The sequence below is a fragment of the Thiovibrio frasassiensis genome, assembly GCF_029607905.1.
Taxonomy (GTDB): Bacteria; Desulfobacterota; Desulfobulbia; order Desulfobulbales; family Desulfurivibrionaceae; genus Thiovibrio; species Thiovibrio frasassiensis.
Genome location: NZ_JAPHEH010000001.1, coordinates 1,265,537 through 1,282,539 on the forward strand (window position 1 = coordinate 1,265,537; position 17,003 = coordinate 1,282,539).

The following is a 17,003-nucleotide window of genomic DNA, read 5'->3' on the forward strand; positions in this document are numbered from 1 at the left end:
TGTGCTGTTGCACATGGGCAGGCCGATGACAGGTAAGCGAACCTGTGAGACTCCGAAGCAGATGTGGTGCTGCTGAACAGTTACAAAAGGCAATCATACCATTAAAGCAGAGCAAAGAAAAGTACTTCGCACACCGCAGTGGGGTTGCAGTTGCGGGCCAGTTGTTTTCGTGCCGTCTCCATCATCCCGAGCCGCTCGGTGAGCTGGGGGCTGGACCAGCGGCGGCAGGCTGCCGGGAAGGTCGGCCGGAGATCGTGGTTGATGATTTTGTCGGGGGCCCCATGGAGGTGGAGGAGAAGATCATGGAGCCAGGTGGTGAGCAGGTCCAGGAGCTCGGGAAGGTCCTCCTTCAGCTTGGCCGCTGATTCGGCGAGGTTGCCCAGGGCCTGGATCGTGGCCGGGGTGTCGGGCGCAAGCTGCAGCAGGTTGTCGATAATCTCCCGACGCTGGCCGAGCAAGTCCTTGGCCAGCAGGAGTCTGGCGCGGCCCAGGCTGCCTTCGGCCATGGCCGCCAAGGTGGCCGCGCTTTCCGGCTCGATGGTTGCCTCCCGGCTGAGGATTTTTGCCACTTCATCCTGGGGGAGCGGAAAAAACGGCACGGTCTGGCAGCGGGAGAGGATGGTGGGCAAAATAATCCCCGCCTCGTCAGCGGTGAGGATCAGCATGGTCTGTCCGGGCGGTTCTTCCAGAGTCTTGAGCAGGGAGTTGGCCGCCTCCCGCCGCATGGTGTGGATATCGCAGAGCAGCACCACCCGGAGCTTCGCCTCAAAGGGCGGGAAGGCCAAGGTCTTTTTCAGTTCCCGCACCTGATTGATCTTGATGGCCGCACCCTCCGGCTCGATCACGAGAAAATCCGGGTGGCTGCCGGCATGAAATTTCCGGCAGGAGGGGCATTGGCCGCAAGATTCGTGCTCCAGCGGATTTTGGCAGTTGAGAAAGGTGGCAAAGGTGCGGGCAAAGGTCTTTTTGCCGACCCCCATGGCCCCTTTGAAGAGAAAGGCATGGCTCAGCCGGCCTTGTGCCACGGCGCGGTGCAAGAGCTGTTTGGCCTTGTCCTGGCCGATGATTTCGGCAAAACCAAGGGGGATGTTTTCCTGGGGTGTTTTCATGCCAGGTATCATACCCGATGCGGGAGGGATGAAAAAGGCAAAAGGCGGGAAGGTGAGCGAGGCGCGATGCGCAAGGGCAAGCCGGAAAGAGGTTAGCTGGTCGGAGAGTGGCGATTTTTGATGACCAGCTGCACCGCTTCAATGATCTCGGAAGATTCCGGTCCCTTGCGGATCACCAGATCGGCGCCGGCATCCAGGGCCTGTTGCTTGATTTCCGCCCGTTCATCCGCGGTAAAGAGCAGCAGCTTCACCTCGGCGTATTCCGGCTGGTTGCGGATTTTCTTGCAGATTTCAATGCCGGAGAGAAGCGGCAGGATGAAGTCGATCACGGCGACCGCGGGCTTTTCTTTAAGAATCAGGGCGAGCCCTTCCTGGCCGTTTGTCGCGGGCAGGGGGATGAACCCCGCTTTTTGCAGGAGACGGCTGTAGAGCCGTAAAATAACGGGGTTGTCATCGACGATCACGACCTTGTGCGGGGACATGGACTCGCCGGCTGTTTGTGGTTCTTTGGAATCTTGCAGGACCAAGAGTTGGTCCCCTTGGAGGAGAGAGATTTCCGCTTCGGGAAAGATGGTGTCCTGCCCGTCACGGCGCAAACCGAATATTCTCGCTCCCATTTGCCGCGAAACCTCTTCGATGGTAATCCCGGCCATGCTCGACCCTTTTTGCACCTCAACCCACTGGCTGATCAGAGGTTCTTTGTCTGCCTGTCTGCCGGTGGCGACAAGGAGGTCTTCGGCAATGCGGATGCCTGCCGAGGCAAAGGGCGAAATGACATTGTCGGCGCCTGCCCGCAGGATCTTATGTTCCGAGGAAAGATCTTCGGCCCGGGAGATGATGTGGAGGGTGGGGTTGAGTTCCCTGGCCGATAAAACGACAAAGAGATTATCCGGGTCTTTGTTCAGCAGGGCGATCAGTCCCGTGGCCGATTTGATCCCGGCAGCCCGCAGGGTCTCTTCATGGGTGGCGTCGCCGTGAATATGGAGATGTCCTTGTTCCATGATGTGCTGGCAGTGTTCCGCGGAGTTTTCAATGATGACGAAATCAACCTGGTTGGCCTTGAAATGTTCCGCCGCCGCCGCGCCAACTCGCCCATAGCCGCAGAGGATGAAATGTGACTTGAGCTGAGCAATTTTTTTCTGCATTTTTTTTGTCTCCTTGCCTCCGGTCCAGACCGATTCAACGACTGATCCCACCAATGCGTGGCTGGCAAAGGCCAGGCCGCTAAAACCCAGGAGAATGTAGCCCGTGGTAAAAAGCCGCCCGGTATCGGACAGCGGCCGCACCTCGCCGAAACCGACCGAGGTCAGGGTTATGATCGACATGTACAGGGCTTCGATCAGGGTAAAATCTTCAAGCCACATATAGCCGAAGATGCCGACCAGAAGGAGAGCGAGAAGGCCGGCCAGGGTCCAGGTTATGCGGTGGGGTTTCACGGTCACGATCAAGAGGGAGAGCTTGTCGGTGCCGTGGTTGATGCGGCGGGTGCCGCTATTGGGAAAGGCGATTTCATGAAATTCTTGTACCGTGACCGGAAAGGTTCGTCAAGCGGCAGGAGGAGATTTAAGGAAAAAGATGGCCAAGGGTCTGCCGGCCTGGGGAAAGGGTTGCGGGGTAAAAAATTCTTTTTGCCGAAGCAACGCAATTTCCTGCGGAAAAAAGTGTGGTTTAATGATAGGTTGAATGCTTGTTTTATTTCGCCGCTACTGTGCACACACACTTTTAGGATACGACCATGGGAACGACAGTCCGCCAGTTATACCGCGCCATTGATGGCAACCGTGAATACTGCTTCAATATCGAAAGCACTGCCTCCCTGAGCGCAGCCGAGCTGGACCGACTGCGGCTTGTGCTGGCGGACGGTTTTCTTGCCGAAACGGTCACCGACACCCCCAATCTTGGCGGTGAGAGGGTGGTGGAGCTGGGGCCGCGGCTCAATTTCGCCACGGCCTGGTCCTCGAACCTGGTCTCCATCTGCCGGGCCATCGGCCTGGACTCGGTGACCCGGGTGGAGCGTTCCCGCCGATTTCTGGTGGATCAGGGGGATGATATTCCCGCCTTTGTTGCGGCCAATCACGACCGGATGACCGAGTGCCTCTACCCCGCGCCGCTCACTACCTTTGAAACCGGGGTGACCCCGGAGGCGGTGTATGCAATCGACCTCATCGGCCAAGGGCCGGACGGGCTGTTGGCCATCCCCGGCATCTCCATGGACGAATGGGACCGGAATTTCTACTACGACTACTTTGTCACCAAGCACAAGCGCAATCCCACCATCGTCGAGATCATGGATCTCAACAACGCCAACTCCGAGCATTCCCGGCACGGCTTTTTCCGGGGCAGGCAGATCATCGACGGCGAGGAACAGCAGGCAAACCTCTTTGAGTTGGTCACCGACACCCTCACCGCCCATCCCAAGGGCAGCGTCATCGCCTTCAAGGACAACTCCAGCGCCGTGGTGGGGCATCGGCTGACCACTCTTCTTCCGAATGAGCCGGGCGCCCCGTCCCCCCTTGCTCCCCAGGAGGTGGTCTACCATGTGCTCCTCACCGCCGAGACCCATAACTTCCCCACCGGGGTCGCCCCTTTTCCGGGAGCCGAGACCGGTACCGGCGGCAGGATTCGCGACGTGCAGGGCACCGGCAAGGGCGGCTTTGTCATGGCCGGGACTGCGGGCTATTGCGTGGCCAATCTCCATATCCCCGGCTACGACCTGCCCTGGGAGAACCGCTACCCCTGCCCGGATAATCTGGCCTCGGCCCTGACCATCGAGATCGAGGCCAGCAACGGTGCCTCGGATTACGGCAACAAATTCGGCGAGCCCCTGGTCCTGGGGTTTACCCGCTCCTTTGACCTGCGTCTGGAGAGCGGCGAGCGGTGGGGCTTTCTCAAGCCCATCATGTTCACCGCCGGCGTGGGGCAGATCGATGCCCGGCACACCGCCAAGGCCAAGGAGGAAAAGGGCATGCTCATCGTCCAGGTGGGCGGCCCGGCCTATCGGGTGGGTTTTGGCGGCGGCGCCGCCTCCAGCATGCTCCAGGGCGAGAATGTCAGCGAGCTTGATTTCGATGCGGTCCAGCGCGGCGACGCCGAGATGGAGCAGAAGATGAACCGGGTGATCCGGGCCTGCAACGAGATGGGCGACAAGACCCTGATCGACGTGATCCACGACCAGGGCGCGGGCGGCCCGGCCAATGTCTTAAAAGAGCTGGTGGAGAAATCCGGCGGCCGCATCGAGATCCGCAACATCCGGGTGGGCGACCCCACCATGAGCGTGCTGGAGATCTACGTGGCCGAGTACCAGGAGCGCAACGGGTTTCTGATCCGGCCAGAAAATATCGCAAAGTTCCAGGCGATCTGCGCCCGGGAAAAGGTGGCCTGCGAGGTGTTGGGCGAGGTGACCGGCGATCTCCGCTTTGTGGTGCATGACAATTTGGATGGCTCCACCCCGGTGGATATCGAGCTCAACGAGCTGCTGGGCAATGTGCCGATCAAGACCTTCAGCGACAACCGCCGCCAGCCGGGCCTCAAGCCTTTGGTGGTGCAGGATCTCAGCGTCAAAGACGCTCTGCACAATGTCCTGCGTCTGGTGTCCGTGGGCTCCAAGCGTTTTCTCACCAATAAGGTGGACCGGGCCGTCACCGGCCTTATCGTGCGCCAGCAATGCTGCGGCCCCTTGCAGCTGCCGGTGAGCGATGTGGCTGTCCTGGCCCAAAGCCATTTTGCCAAATCCGGGGTGGCCACGGCCATCGGCGAGCAGCCCATCAAGATGCTGGTGAGTCCTGCCGCCGGGGCGCGGATGGCGGTGGGCGAGGCGTTGACCAATCTGGTCTGGGCCAAGGTGGTAGAGCTTGAGCAGGTGAAATGCTCGGCCAACTGGATGTGGGCCCCCAAGCTCGAAGGCGAGGGCGCGGCCATGTACGACGCGGCCCTGGCCATGCGCGAGGCCATGATCGGCGTGGGTATCGCCGTGGACGGCGGCAAGGACAGCCTCTCCATGGCCACCAAGGTGGGCAAGGAAACGGTCAAGTCGCCCCGGGAGCTGGTGATCTCGGTATACGGGGCGGTGGCGGATATCTCCAAGGTGGTGAGCCCGGACATCAAGCAGCCCGGCTCCACCCTACTGTTTATCGATCTGGGTAACGGCAAAAACCGGCTCGGCGGCACGGCCCTGGCCCAGATCTTGGGCCAGCTCGGTAACGACTCGCCGGACATGGACAACCCGGCCCAGGTGAAACAGGCATTTTGCGCGGTGCAGGAGCTGATCGAGAATGGCATGATTGCGGCAGGTCACGACCGCAGCGACGGCGGCCTGATCACCACCGTGCTGGAGATGGCCTTTAGCGGCAACTGCGGCCTGGAGCTGGCCCTGACCGGCACATCCACCGCCATCGAAGCGCTCTTCAGCGAAGAACTGGGGCTGGCGCTGGAATGCGCGGCCGGGCAGGAAGCGGCGGTGCAGGCGACCCTGGCCAAGTACGGGGTTCCCTGTGTGCTGCTCGGCACAACCACCCCGGTAAAAGAGATCCGGATCAGCTATAACGGGGCAATGGTTCTCGGTGAGGATATGCGTCTTCTCCGCCAGTGGTGGGAGGAAACCAGCTACCAGTTGGAGCGGCTCCAGATCAAGCCCTCCTGCGCCGACGAGGAAAAGCGGAATATCTACGACCGCAAGGGGCCGACCTACCATTTGAGCTTCGCCCCGGAAAAAACCGGTGCCGAGGTGCTGGCGAAAACGAACAAGCCCAAGGTCGCCATCCTGCGGGACGAGGGCTCCAATTCCGATCGGGAGATGAGCTCGGCCTTTTATGCCGCCGGTTTTGAGCCCTGGGACGTGACCATGACCGACCTTTTGGACGGGCGCATCACCCTGGACGGTTTCCGGGGTCTGGCTGCGGTGGGGGGATTTTCCTACGCCGACGTGCCCGAGTCCGCCAAGGGCTGGGCCGCCACCATTCTTTTCAACGAACGGCTCAAAGGGATGTTCCAATCCTTTTACGACCGGCCTGATACCTTCACCCTGGGGATCTGCAACGGCTGCCAGCTCTTCGGTTTGCTGGGTTTGGTCCCTTGGCAGGGGCGGCTCCCGGCTGAGCAGCAGCCCCGCTTCATCCATAACGTTTCAGGCAGGTTCGAGTCGCGCTGGGTCACGGTCAAGGTGCTCAAGAGCCCGGCCATGATGCTCAAGGGCATGGAGGATCTGACCTTCGGCATCCACGTGGACCACGGGGAAGGGTTCCTCCATTTCCCAGACCCGGCCATCAAGGAGCAGGTGCTGGCAGGGAACCTTGCCACTCTTGCCTATGTGGACGACGCGGGCCAGCCCAGCGAGGCGTATCCCTTCAACCCCAACGGTTCGCCCGGCGGCCTCACCGGCCTCTGTTCGCCCGATGGCCGCCATCTGGCCATGATGCCGCATCCGGAACGGGCCTTCCTGCCCTGGCAATGTCACTGGCTGCCCGAGGAGATGAAGCAGCTTGAGGTCTCGCCCTGGCTGCGGATGTTCCAGAATGCCTATGCGTGGTGTATGAAGTAGCGAAAATATGTACGGCTGCGCTGTGAAATGGTATATCAATGCGTGATTGAGTCCGCTTGCCGCCTGTTGGCGCAAGCGATTTCGTATAATCTTCTTGATGAGACCGAATTATGATGAAGCGAGTGGGAATTTTGGCGTTTTGCGTGATGATTTCCAGTATCTCCACCTCGGCGTTGGCCGAGGGCATCGATGGCAAGGCCGTTCTCGGCGGCGCCATCGGCGGCGCGGCTGGCGCCGCGGTTGGTTCCGTGGTTGGCGGGAAGACCGGCGCCATTGTGGGGGCCGGCTTAGGCGGTGCGACTGGTGCGGCCATTGCCGCCGATGACAAACCGGCCAAGAAAGTAGTGGTTATTCATGAAGATGGCCACCATGACAATGGCCGGCATCGTGGCCAGTACAAGCATCGTAAGGGTCATGGGCACGACGATTGATCGGGAATAATTGGGAATTGTAGGCAAAAAAGGGGGGCATCTCGTTGAGATGCCCCCCTTTTTTGTTGTGTGAGCCTCTTGCAAAACGACGAATGAAGCCCAATAATTGTCCTTCCCGCGTAGGCGGGAATTCATAACGCACTGAATTTACAAAAATAGATTCCCGATAAAAACATTCGGGAATGACATATTGGTTATTTTGGAAGAGGCTCGTATGTCTGGATAGATTGTGAAAACAGATTGCTCGCCGTGTCTGCAATTACAGACCGAAAAGCGTCCGTTGGCGCGGGTCCACCCCATTATCCTGCCCCTGATCGGCGGGCAAGCCATCTTCAGCCTGATGGCCTCGGACAAAGAGAAAACGCTCCAGGTTGCGCTGGAATTCCGTCCACTGATATCCTTCCCCTTTTACCTGGCCGGACAAGCGATCCAGGTAATTGATCTTGGCGTCAAGATCGTCCAAAAAATTCAAGGCAAACGCCTCTTGCATCATGGGCAGGGAGGGGGAGCCGAACTCATGCCGACCGTGATGGCTCAGAATAAGGTGTTTGAGCCGGTCACCCAGATCTTCCGGAAAGCCGGAGATTGCATTGATTTTTTCCTGCATCATCTCGATGCCCAATACCATGTGCCCCACCAACCTCCCCCGGTCCGTGTAGTCGAAGGGAAAGGAATCGAAGCTGAATTCCCGGAGCTTGCCGATGTCGTGGAGAAGCGCCCCGGCGATAAGCAAGGAGCGGTCCAAGGTCGGATAGAGGGTGCTGATGCTCTCCGCCAGCCGGGCCACGGCGAGGGTGTGTTCCAGCAAGCCGCCCACATAGGCATGGTGCATCATCTTGGCGGCCGGCGCCTTTTTAAAGGATTGCATGAGTCTCCGTTCCCCGAACAGGGAGAGGAGCAGTTCCTTTAAAAAGGGGTTTTCCACGCTGTTCACCAGCTTGAGCAACTCCTTGGCCATGAGTCCAATGTTGCCCTTGGTGCTTGGGACAAAGAGGGCCAGGTCCACCTCACTCTCCTGCACCCGGCTGAGGGTGTCAATTCGGAGTTGGAGGATTCCTCTGTAACCCTGGGCCTGACCGGTAACGGAAACTATGGCTCCGGCCGGGCATTCGTCCATGAGTTGCTCGGCATTCTCCCAGACCCGGCACGAGATCTCGCCGCTGGCGTCCATCAGGACCAGGCTTAGATAGGGCTTGCCGGCCTTGGTTTCGCCACGGCTCATCTCGCGGACCAGGAAAAGGTCGTGGATTGTTTGGCCGTCAATAATTTCTTGTATCTGGATCTTTTTGTTTACGGTTGTCATGGGCTCGGGAATAGGGTGGAGGGCTTTTCGGAGTGTGCCTATCGTCGTGTACGAGGTCACTATACCAGAGGAAGAAGGGTTTGGAAACTGTGCGGCAGCGCAGCAGAGGAGAAAAGGGGGGAGCTGGTCCTGCAGGGCTGAGCTCGAGAGGTAGCTTATCGGTGGGAGACTTTTTTCTTGTCGACGCGCACAACGCCAAGATGGGGCGGTTGCCATTCAAGGGTGAAAATTGGCCCAATATCGGGGATTGCGGGGAGATAATTCGGGACAAGGTCGCTTAAGGCGGCAGGGGGCGCCCCTGTCATTTTTTCGTGACGCTGGATGGCCTCTAGAACCGTAACCGCTTTTTCAAACGCGGTAATTTCCTCGGCATACCGCTTTTTGACCTGCTCATCTTTTTCGTTAGCGTATAATCCTCGTAACCCGATCAGGGCGGCATAAATATTCCCCCCCTCGGCCGAGAGGATGTTGGCAAGATGCTCGAGCATGATCGGGCCATTGGGTTTTTTTGCGGCAAGATGAAAGAGCTGTGCTGCCTCCAATGGTTCGTCAAGATAGTAAAAATGGTTGAAGCCGACAAAAAAAGGCAGGACAAAGTTATCCGGCAGGGCGGTCATCCCTTGGCTGATCACCCTGTTTGTATACCGAGCATATTCATCATTGATATGGGGCAGGGTTGCCTGGCAGAGAAAATAGGTGTCGATGAATTGCGGATGTAACGCGGCTGCGGCGTTAAGGCGCCGTGAGAGGGGTTCGGCATACTCAAGGGGTTTGCTCGGTTTATAGCTCAGGCCGCCGAAGAAAACACTGGCCTTGATAAATTGTGCCTCCCCGCCGAGTTGGTGGAGATAACCGAGGGCGATTTTCTGGGCTGTCGGGTGCAAGGGGTGGGAGAGTTGCAGGCTCCCTTCGGAAAAACGACTCTCCTGGAGGGAAAATAATGCCCCGTAGAGGAACAGGAGCAGAAAAAAAAGAGGCAGCTTGGCGCTCATTGCAGATCCTTGCGCTGGTAGACAAGGCAGGCAAGCCAGAGAAAAAGGCCAACATAGGAGATGGTCAGCCCGAAATTTATCAGCAGGAGCGAAAGATCCGGGAGCAGGGCCGACGAGGCGATCATGTTCTTGAAATCCAACCGGTCAAAATCCGGGAAAACCGAGGTCAGCCAGCGCAAGGCAGCTTCCAGCCTTGGTTGCGGTTCGGTTTGCAAGACCTGAAGCCCTATGGCTTCCCGCACCACGGGCAAGCCGGAGCAGATGGCATAAAAGGAAAGGGAGATGAGCAGCACTGGAAAACTGCCGCGTACCAGGCCGGAAAACAAAAGAATGACGGAAAGCAGCATCAGCTCCATGGAAAAAAGACCAAGCCAGGAGAGCAGATAGGGCAGGGTGTTGAACTGGCTGAAATAGGCCGGGGTCATCTGTTTGATGATCAGCAGGGCGCCGAAGCCCAGTCCGCACAGGAGCAGGTTTAAAAGGAGAAGAAGTCCGGCGAGACCGGAAAAGATGCCGAGGACATATTCTCCCCGCGAGATCGGGCGCGCCAGCAAAGAATAAATGACCTTCCGTTCTTCATCCAGGGCAATAACCTGGACCCCGTGGAAAAAAAGAAAGATAAAGCCGGAAAGCCATGCCATGGAGAGGATGAAATCACTGGAAGCCCTGCCGATATCCCTGGGAATAAAGTCAAGGAACAGGAGGGCGCCTGCCTGGGCCGCCATGGAAAGGACGATGAGGCCCATGAGGGCATGACGGCGGAGGCCGTCGAGCAGGACGAGGCGCGCCAGAGCGCTTATGCGTTTGAGGGCGTCAGTCATTGTTGCACCTGTTCCACAAGGCTGAGATACCCCTCCACAAAGCTGGAACACCCCTGCTGTTCGGCCAGGGCGTGGGGTTGGCCTTCAAAAAGCTTACGGCCTTTGTGCAGCACCAGAACCCGATCCACCAACCGGTCTACGTCTTCCAGGATATGCGAGCAGAAGAGGATGGATTTGCCCTGCCCTTTCAGATCGGTAATAAGCGCAAGGATATCCGCCCGGCCAATGGGGTCCAAGCCGCTCATGGGCTCGTCCAGGATCAACAGCTCCGGGTCATTGAGCAGGGCAATGGCAAAGTTGGCCCGTTGCTGCATGCCTTTGGAGTAGTTCCGCAGCGGTCGGTTGCGGGCCTCCCACAGTCCGAGGCGGCGGAGCCATTTCTCGGAACTGGTGCGGACCTCCTGTTGTGCCATGTTGCAGGAACTGCCGGTAAAACGCAGCATGTCCAAGACGGTGAGGTTCGCGGGAAAATTGGCGGTCTCCGGCAGGTAGCCGATCCGGGTTCTGACTGGGCGGTGTGTCGGATTTTTGCCGAGGATGGTAATGGCGCCGGCATCGGGCCGGATGAAATCCATGATCAACTTGATGGCCGTGGACTTGCCCGCGCCGTTGGCGCCGATCATGCCGAGGGTTTCCCCGGCCTGCATGGAGAAGGAAACCTCCGCAAGGGCGGCAAGGGCCTGGGTGCCAAGCTCCTTGGCATAGGTTTTGGAAACGGAGCGGAATGCGACAATCGGATCTGCCAACGTCTGCACCTGTCTGTCAAGGAAGGGGAAAAAGCAAAAAAAAAAGGAAACAGCATAAAAAAATTCGGCGGCTCCAGAAAGGAGCCGCCGAATGGCACGAAGATTCTCGTTGATTACAGTGCGGTCCAGTTAGCGGCAGTGGTAAGAACGTTGACCCCTGCGGCGCCAACGGCGGGAACATCACCGATTACAAGAGTATAGGGATCGAGGCCAAAGTTTCCAGTGGCGTTCCAGTATACTGCGGTAACATCACTGTCCACGCCAAAGGTCCGGGGGCCAGTGCGATGTTTTGCCACTGCGGTAAAGGCACTATATTGGAAGGGAGCAGCAGCGTTGCCAAGACCAACTACGCAGCCAATGTTCACACCATTGCTCACGCCGATGTTCAGGCCCGTGCCGCCATCGGTAATCCAGTGGTCGGCGGCGGTGGCCGGACCGGCCAGAACTACGTTGGCACCAATTGCTGCATTCGATGTTGCGGCGGTATAGCCAAAACCACGCCAGTCAACAAAGTAAGCAGCCTGGGATTTCTGGAGATTGACCACATCGCTGGTGGCCGAGGAGTTGAAGGCCCGCTGGCGATAGGCGGCGAACTGCGGGATGGCGATGGCCGCCAGGATGCCGATGATCGCGACAACGATCATCAACTCTACGAGGGTGAAACCTTTTTGGTTCTTCATGATACGCTCCTTTGTGTGTGTGGTGCCTTGCAAAATTAAAAACTTACTCCGTTATATGGTCTAGCCATGGCTTGGGTCAATTCCAATTTTCATGCCAGCACGAGGATTATTTTGAAAATTGGAATTTGTGGTTTGATTTTATGGTGTTGTCTCGAGAGACAAAAAAAACTAACTAGGTGCATGCAGCCGGTTGACATATTTTGTCAGTTATTGATGACGGTATGTGTCAGTCTGGGCAGGGGCAATGGATTTTTTGTTCTAAGAAAAGCGGATACCGTGTATTCTGGACAGGTGTTGAGAATAGTTTTTCTTTTTTTTCTCAGTAGGTTAGCCTCGTGCATGGCCTGTTTGGAAAGCCCGATTGTATTTGTTGATAATACCGTGATGAACCTTGGAGGCGATGCATGCGGGTCTGGAATTTGAAGGCGCAGACGATTCTGGCCTTTTTTCTGGTTCTTGGAATCGGCATGTTGCTGCTCAATGCCGTGTCCATGCAGCTCTGGAAACGGCAGGCCCTGTCCGCCGATCTGGATCATGGCCGGAGCCTGCTTGCGGCCATGGCCAGGAACCTGCCTGCAGTTGGCGGCGCAGAACGGTTCAGCACAGAAGTCGAGCAGATAGTGCAGTCGGATGCGGCTGTTGTCTGCGTCGCTGCGGCAAACGCACAGGGAAAAATCATCAACATCTCCGGGGGATGTGAACACTTCACAAAAGCCTTGGAGGGTGCCTTGGCCAATGCTGTGCACTCTGGGGCTGCGAACAGCCGGCTGCTTTCTCCTCCTCCTGGTAACGATTCAAACCTGCAAAACAATGTGCTCCTCGTTGCCCAGCCCTTCCGGTCGCCGGATGGGTCAAGGGGTGGTGTGGCCATGGTCCGCTCCACCGAACCGATCGATGGGCAGTTGTGGGAAAATGAAAAGATCATCTTGGTCTATATCCTTGCCAATGCGGTGGTCCTTGCGGTTGTGGGTTTTTTCCGCATGGTCAAGCTTGTGGTCCGTCCCCTGGAGCGACTTGCCGAACAGGCGGACACCTATTCGCTCCGCCATGATTTTTTGCCCTTTTCAGGGCGGGTGGGGAATGAGTTCGGTCGTCTTTCCTCAAGCTTGAACCGGATGATTGCGCAACTTGAAGAGGATCGGGGGGCGCTTATGCAAAAGGTGGACTCGTTGCGGCTTGCCAACGAGGAACTGGATCGAAACCGGCGCGAAATGGTCCGGGCGGAAAAGATGGCCTCCATCGGCAGGCTGGCTGCCGGTCTTGCCCATGAGATTGGCAATCCCCTTGGGGTGGTGCAGGGATATTTGGATCTTCTCGGGCAAGGGGAGGTGACCTCCGACGAACGGAAGGAGTTCGCAAGGCGTGCCGAACAGGAGGTGACGCGGGTGGGCAGACTGATCCGGCAGTTGCTTGATTATGCCCGACCGGTTGAAGGCGCCCCGGCGCCGTTGCGGGTGCGGGAGCTGTTGGCGGATTGCCTGGAGCTGTTTCGCCAGGGGAAGGTAGATGGACACATAGAGTTTTCTTTTATTTCTGAGGCGGACGAAGATCTGGTGCTGGCCGATGGGGATGGTCTGCGTCAGATCTTTGTGAATTGTCTGATGAATGCGGTTGATGCCATTGGTCCGCTGCCAAAAGGAAGGATCCTCGCGCGGTGCTTCAACGAGCAGGAGGGGGATCGGCGATACGTCCGGGTTGTTATCGAGGACAACGGTCCGGGAATTGCACAAGAACATCTGGAGAGCGTGTTCGAGCCTTTTTTCACCACCAAGGAGCCGGGCAGTGGGACAGGCCTGGGGTTGGCCGTGTCCTGTTCGCTTGTCGAGAAATGGGGGGGGAGGATGTGGGCGGAAAGCGGGCGTGGTGAAGAGGGGAGGGGCGCGGCCATCTGGATTTCCTTGCCTCTGGCTCCTTCCGCGAGTGGGGGGGATTCTCCGTCGGACAATGGCATGGCGGCGTAACAGGAGATAGGCATGGGTGAGATTGGGCGGTTATTGATAATCGATGATGAGGAAACCATGCTGGAGATGCTTTCCATCGTCACCTCTAAAGCCGGATATGAGGTAACCCTCGCCAGAAACGGCGAGGAAGGGTTGGCCGCCATCGAGAAGGGGCTTTTTTCCCTGATTTTATGCGATTTGAAGATGCCCCGGTTGGATGGGATGGCGTTTCTGGGAAAAGCCAGGGAGCAGGGCGTTGATGCACCCATTATAATGATGTCCGCCTATGCGGCCATCGAGGATGCCGTGGCCGCGATAAAGGGTGGCGCCTATGATTTCATCACCAAGCCTTTTAAGGCGGATGAAGTGCTCCTGACCCTGGGAAGGGCTGCGGAGCATATGCGGTTACGGCGGGAAAATCTCCTGCTGCGGCGGCAGATCGATGATTTGCAGGTTTCGCAGGGGCTTGGTGGGATTATCGCACAAAGCCCGGTCATGACGGCATTCCTCAAGACTGCCTCCAGAGTTGCACAGCACGACATCACGGTTCTCATTACCGGAGAGAGCGGGACCGGCAAGGAGCTTTTGGCGCGGGGGATCCACGCCAAAAGCAACCGGGCGCAAAAACCATTCCTTGCCGTCAATTGCGGGGGGATGCCGGAAACCCTTCTGGAAAGCGAATTGTTCGGCTATGTGCGGGGTGCCTTTACCGGGGCGGAAAAAGACCGAAAGGGGATTTTTCAGGAGGCTGAGGGCGGAACGCTGTTTCTCGACGAGATCGGCGAACTTCCGGCTGATGCCCAGGTGAAATTGCTGCGGGTCCTGCAGGAGCGGGAGGTACGGCCGGTGGGCGGGGCACGGACGGTGCCGGTCGATGTGCGGGTCCTGGCGGCGACAGCCCGGGATTTGCAGGAAGAGGTGAGATCCGGGACCTTTCGGGAGGATCTTTTCTTCCGCTTAAATGTGATTCCTTTGCATGTCCCGCCTCTTCGGGAGCGGAAGGATGATATCCCCCTTCTCTGTATGCATCTGCTCGCCAAGATCGGCAAAAAATTCGGGAAAAGCGTTCCGGAGTTATCCCCCGCCGCCTTGGCGTTGTTGTTGCGTCACCAATGGCCGGGAAATGTGCGGGAGTTGGAGAATGCCCTGGAGCGGGCGGTAGTGCTTGCGGATAAAATTATCCTGCCGGAGCATCTGCCTGAAAATCTGCTGGGGCAGGAATCAGAAAATTGCCTGGAAGGAGTGTTGGGAACATTTTCGTTGAAAAAGGGGCAGCGCGAGATGGAGCGGGTTTTGATCCGACGGGCCCTGGATGCAACCGGGGGCAACAAGAGCAAGGCTGGCCTCCTGCTCGAAATCAGCTATCCTTCCCTGCTCAGTAAAATGAAAGAATACGGTCTGTAGTGGGATACCAGGAAAACTATTAAAAAAGTTTATAATTGTTCCGTGCAAAGAGTGTGTGCTATAAAAAAAAATAACAAGCAGGCATGGTTTTTGGGGATCAAGCGAAAGCGGTCCAGGTTTATTGGTTATCGTAATATGTTGTAATACCGATACTTTTTGTGCTTGTTGGGGTGGGGGGTGTTTCCGGGCATGCTTTTTGTATATGTCAGGAAGCAAGTAGTTATTAGGAAAAATTAAAAATGGTCGTCGATAACACAATGAATTCGCTCAAGAGACAACATAGGCGAGCCGGCTTTACTCTGGCTGAGCTGATGATGGTGATTGCCATTATCGGTATCATGTCGATGATTGCCATCACCATGGGGCTTCGCTATTACCCGGATTATCAGGCCAGGGGAGCGGCTCGCAATCTGGTGGCCAATTTGCAGTTGGCCCGGATAGAGGCGATTCGGTCAAGTGCCAATGTGGTGGTCGAGATGACCCCCGGTGTGCTCACTGTTACTGGCCGGGTTGGGGGCTATCGGGCCTTCGTGGATGACGGCGCGGGAGGCGGTGTTTCCGCAAACAACATCCGTGATGGCGCGGAGCGCATCATTTATACAGAAATCATGCCCGACCGGGTCTCTCTTATCGGGCTGGCCGGTTTCACGGCGGCGGCCGACCCTCTCGCCGCAGCGGGGACGAGGTTTACCCGCTACAATGCGCGGGGTATTTTGCCAAGCGTGGCCGATGCGGGCACCATTACCCTGGGTAATGGTACGAGAACTTATACCGCAGCCCTTTCCACCGCCGGGTATATTCGTTTGGGAGTTTTCTGATGCAAAATATTCAACAGAAAAGGACTCTGGCTTTGCTCTCCAGAGAGGGTTTTACCATTGTGGAGTTGATGATCTCTCTGCTCATCGGCGGAGTGATCATGGCAGGTGTCGTCTCGGCCTTTCTTGCCCAGCATAAAAGCTATCTTGTGCAGGACGACAATGTGTTCATGCAGGAAAATCTGCGCTCTGCCGTGGAAATAATGACCCGGGATTTGCGCATGATCGGTTATGACCCGGACGGACTCGGCGCGGGCATCACCGCTGCCGCAGCCAACAGCCTCACGTTTACGAGAGAAGACGATGCCGCCGGCGCGCTTGAAACCATAACCTACTCGCTGTATGACGCTTATGGCGATAATGATAATGATTTGGGGCGAATTCTCAATGGGGGCGCACAGACACCGGTTGCCGAAAATATCGAAGTCCTTGATTTTGTCTATCTGAACGGCAGTGGCACAGTTACCGCCGCCCTCGGTGATATCCGCACCATACAATTTGCTTTAGTGGTGCGGGCGGAGACCCCGGATCAGAAATATGTGGACACCAACACCTATACCAATCTGCAAGGGACGACGATCTTGGGTCCTCCAGGCGATAATTTCCGTCGTCGTCTCTACCGGAGTTCCGTGTTGTGTCGGAACCTTCGGAATCTGTAAGGAGGCGCAATGCGAAACGGAGAGCGTGGCTTTACCATTATCGAGGTCCTCATTGCCATGTTGGTGCTGGCCACCGGCATTCTTGGCGCGGCTGTCTTGCAGATTACCTCGATCCGGGGAAACAGTTCCGCCTTTGAGATGAACGAAGCCGGAGCGCTTGATGCAGCTTCTTTGGAATCATTGCTGGCGGAGTCATACGCGGCAGGGGGGCTGACTTCGACTCAGCTGTCAACCATGATGGGGGTTCCCATGGGAACCTTGGTGGACATGGATGGGGATGGTCAGGCGGGTTTGAACGACAATACCGTGGCAACTGCGGATTACAACGTTGCCCAGGGGCGTTATACGCTGTTTGTCAATGTTTGGAGCTATACTCCCCCAGCTCCGGCTGTGCCGAATGTTCGCCACCGGATCCGGGCCATTATGCAATGGCAGGGTATTCTCGGTATTCGGCGGCAGATTGTTTTGAACAGCGTACGTGGAACCAAGGTGCCCTGATGGATGCCTTTTCCCGAAAATTGGCATCCTGGTGCCGCCACAATGAACGATCGCAGCGTTTGCTCTATA

Annotated in this window: 14 protein-coding genes; 7 read left to right on the forward strand and 7 right to left on the reverse strand. The window is 57.3% G+C overall.

Annotated features, from left to right (window positions below):
- Nucleotides 1–101 precede the first annotated feature (101 nt).
- Both holB and OLX77_RS06010 read right to left on the reverse strand, forming a co-directional pair.
- Nucleotides 102–1,109 (reverse strand): DNA polymerase III subunit delta', encoded by a 1,008-nt coding sequence (gene holB, locus OLX77_RS06005; RefSeq protein ID WP_307632690.1) that lies wholly within the window; start codon nucleotides 1,107–1,109, stop codon nucleotides 102–104.
- A gap of 92 nt (nucleotides 1,110–1,201) precedes the next feature.
- Nucleotides 1,202–2,545, reverse strand: coding sequence for an NAD-binding protein (locus OLX77_RS06010; RefSeq protein WP_307632691.1), 1,344 nt, complete (start codon nucleotides 2,543–2,545; stop codon nucleotides 1,202–1,204).
- Between the two features lie 299 nt (nucleotides 2,546–2,844).
- Here OLX77_RS06010 and purL point away from each other — a divergent pair, with 299 nt between their 5' ends.
- Both purL and OLX77_RS06020 read left to right on the forward strand, forming a co-directional pair.
- Nucleotides 2,845–6,645 (forward strand): phosphoribosylformylglycinamidine synthase, encoded by a 3,801-nt coding sequence (gene purL, locus OLX77_RS06015; protein ID WP_307632692.1) that lies wholly within the window; start codon nucleotides 2,845–2,847, stop codon nucleotides 6,643–6,645.
- Nucleotides 6,646–6,755: 110 nt separating this feature from the next.
- On the forward strand, nucleotides 6,756–7,076 hold the full coding sequence (locus tag OLX77_RS06020; protein WP_307632693.1) for a YMGG-like glycine zipper-containing protein: 321 nt from the start codon (nucleotides 6,756–6,758) through the stop codon (nucleotides 7,074–7,076).
- Nucleotides 7,077–7,335: 259 nt separating this feature from the next.
- Here the strand turns inward: OLX77_RS06020 and OLX77_RS06025 are convergent, their stop codons facing one another.
- The 5 genes from OLX77_RS06025 to OLX77_RS06045 all read right to left on the reverse strand — a co-directional run bounded on the left by OLX77_RS06025 (nucleotide 7,336) and on the right by OLX77_RS06045 (nucleotide 11,618).
- On the reverse strand, nucleotides 7,336–8,379 hold the full coding sequence (locus OLX77_RS06025) for a 3'-5' exoribonuclease YhaM family protein (protein ID WP_307632694.1): 1,044 nt from the start codon (nucleotides 8,377–8,379) through the stop codon (nucleotides 7,336–7,338).
- 155 nt (nucleotides 8,380–8,534) lie between these two features.
- Nucleotides 8,535–9,371, reverse strand: coding sequence for a hypothetical protein (locus OLX77_RS06030; RefSeq protein WP_307632695.1), 837 nt, complete (start codon nucleotides 9,369–9,371; stop codon nucleotides 8,535–8,537).
- Complete coding sequence (locus OLX77_RS06035; RefSeq protein ID WP_307632696.1) at nucleotides 9,368–10,192, reverse strand: hypothetical protein; 825 nt, start codon at nucleotides 10,190–10,192, stop codon at nucleotides 9,368–9,370. Before OLX77_RS06035 ends, OLX77_RS06030 begins: the two co-directional genes overlap by 4 nt.
- Nucleotides 10,189–10,938 (reverse strand): ABC transporter ATP-binding protein, encoded by a 750-nt coding sequence (locus tag OLX77_RS06040; RefSeq protein WP_307632697.1) that lies wholly within the window; start codon nucleotides 10,936–10,938, stop codon nucleotides 10,189–10,191. The genes OLX77_RS06035 and OLX77_RS06040 overlap by 4 nt, the downstream gene beginning before the upstream one ends.
- 113 nt (nucleotides 10,939–11,051) lie before the next feature.
- Complete coding sequence (locus OLX77_RS06045; RefSeq protein WP_307632698.1) at nucleotides 11,052–11,618, reverse strand: type IV pilin protein; 567 nt, start codon at nucleotides 11,616–11,618, stop codon at nucleotides 11,052–11,054.
- Between the two features lie 404 nt (nucleotides 11,619–12,022).
- Between OLX77_RS06045 and OLX77_RS06050 the strand changes: the two genes are divergently transcribed.
- The 5 genes from OLX77_RS06050 (at nucleotide 12,023) to OLX77_RS06070 (ending at nucleotide 16,934) form a co-directional block, all read left to right on the forward strand.
- Nucleotides 12,023–13,579 (forward strand): sensor histidine kinase, encoded by a 1,557-nt coding sequence (locus OLX77_RS06050; protein ID WP_307632699.1) that lies wholly within the window; start codon nucleotides 12,023–12,025, stop codon nucleotides 13,577–13,579.
- Between the two features lie 12 nt (nucleotides 13,580–13,591).
- Nucleotides 13,592–14,962, forward strand: a complete 1,371-nt coding sequence (locus tag OLX77_RS06055; RefSeq protein ID WP_307632700.1) for a sigma-54-dependent transcriptional regulator — start codon at nucleotides 13,592–13,594, stop codon at nucleotides 14,960–14,962.
- Nucleotides 14,963–15,201: 239 nt separating this feature from the next.
- Nucleotides 15,202–15,780: a GspH/FimT family pseudopilin gene (locus OLX77_RS06060; protein ID WP_307632701.1), complete on the forward strand. Its 579-nt coding sequence runs from the start codon at nucleotides 15,202–15,204 to the stop codon at nucleotides 15,778–15,780.
- A complete protein-coding gene (locus OLX77_RS06065; protein WP_307632702.1) occupies nucleotides 15,780–16,436 on the forward strand; it encodes a PilW family protein in 657 nt (218 codons plus the stop codon). The genes OLX77_RS06060 and OLX77_RS06065 overlap by 1 nt, the downstream gene beginning before the upstream one ends.
- A gap of 9 nt (nucleotides 16,437–16,445) precedes the next feature.
- Nucleotides 16,446–16,934 (forward strand): type IV pilus modification PilV family protein, encoded by a 489-nt coding sequence (locus OLX77_RS06070; RefSeq protein WP_307632703.1) that lies wholly within the window; start codon nucleotides 16,446–16,448, stop codon nucleotides 16,932–16,934.
- Nucleotides 16,935–17,003 lie beyond the last annotated feature (69 nt).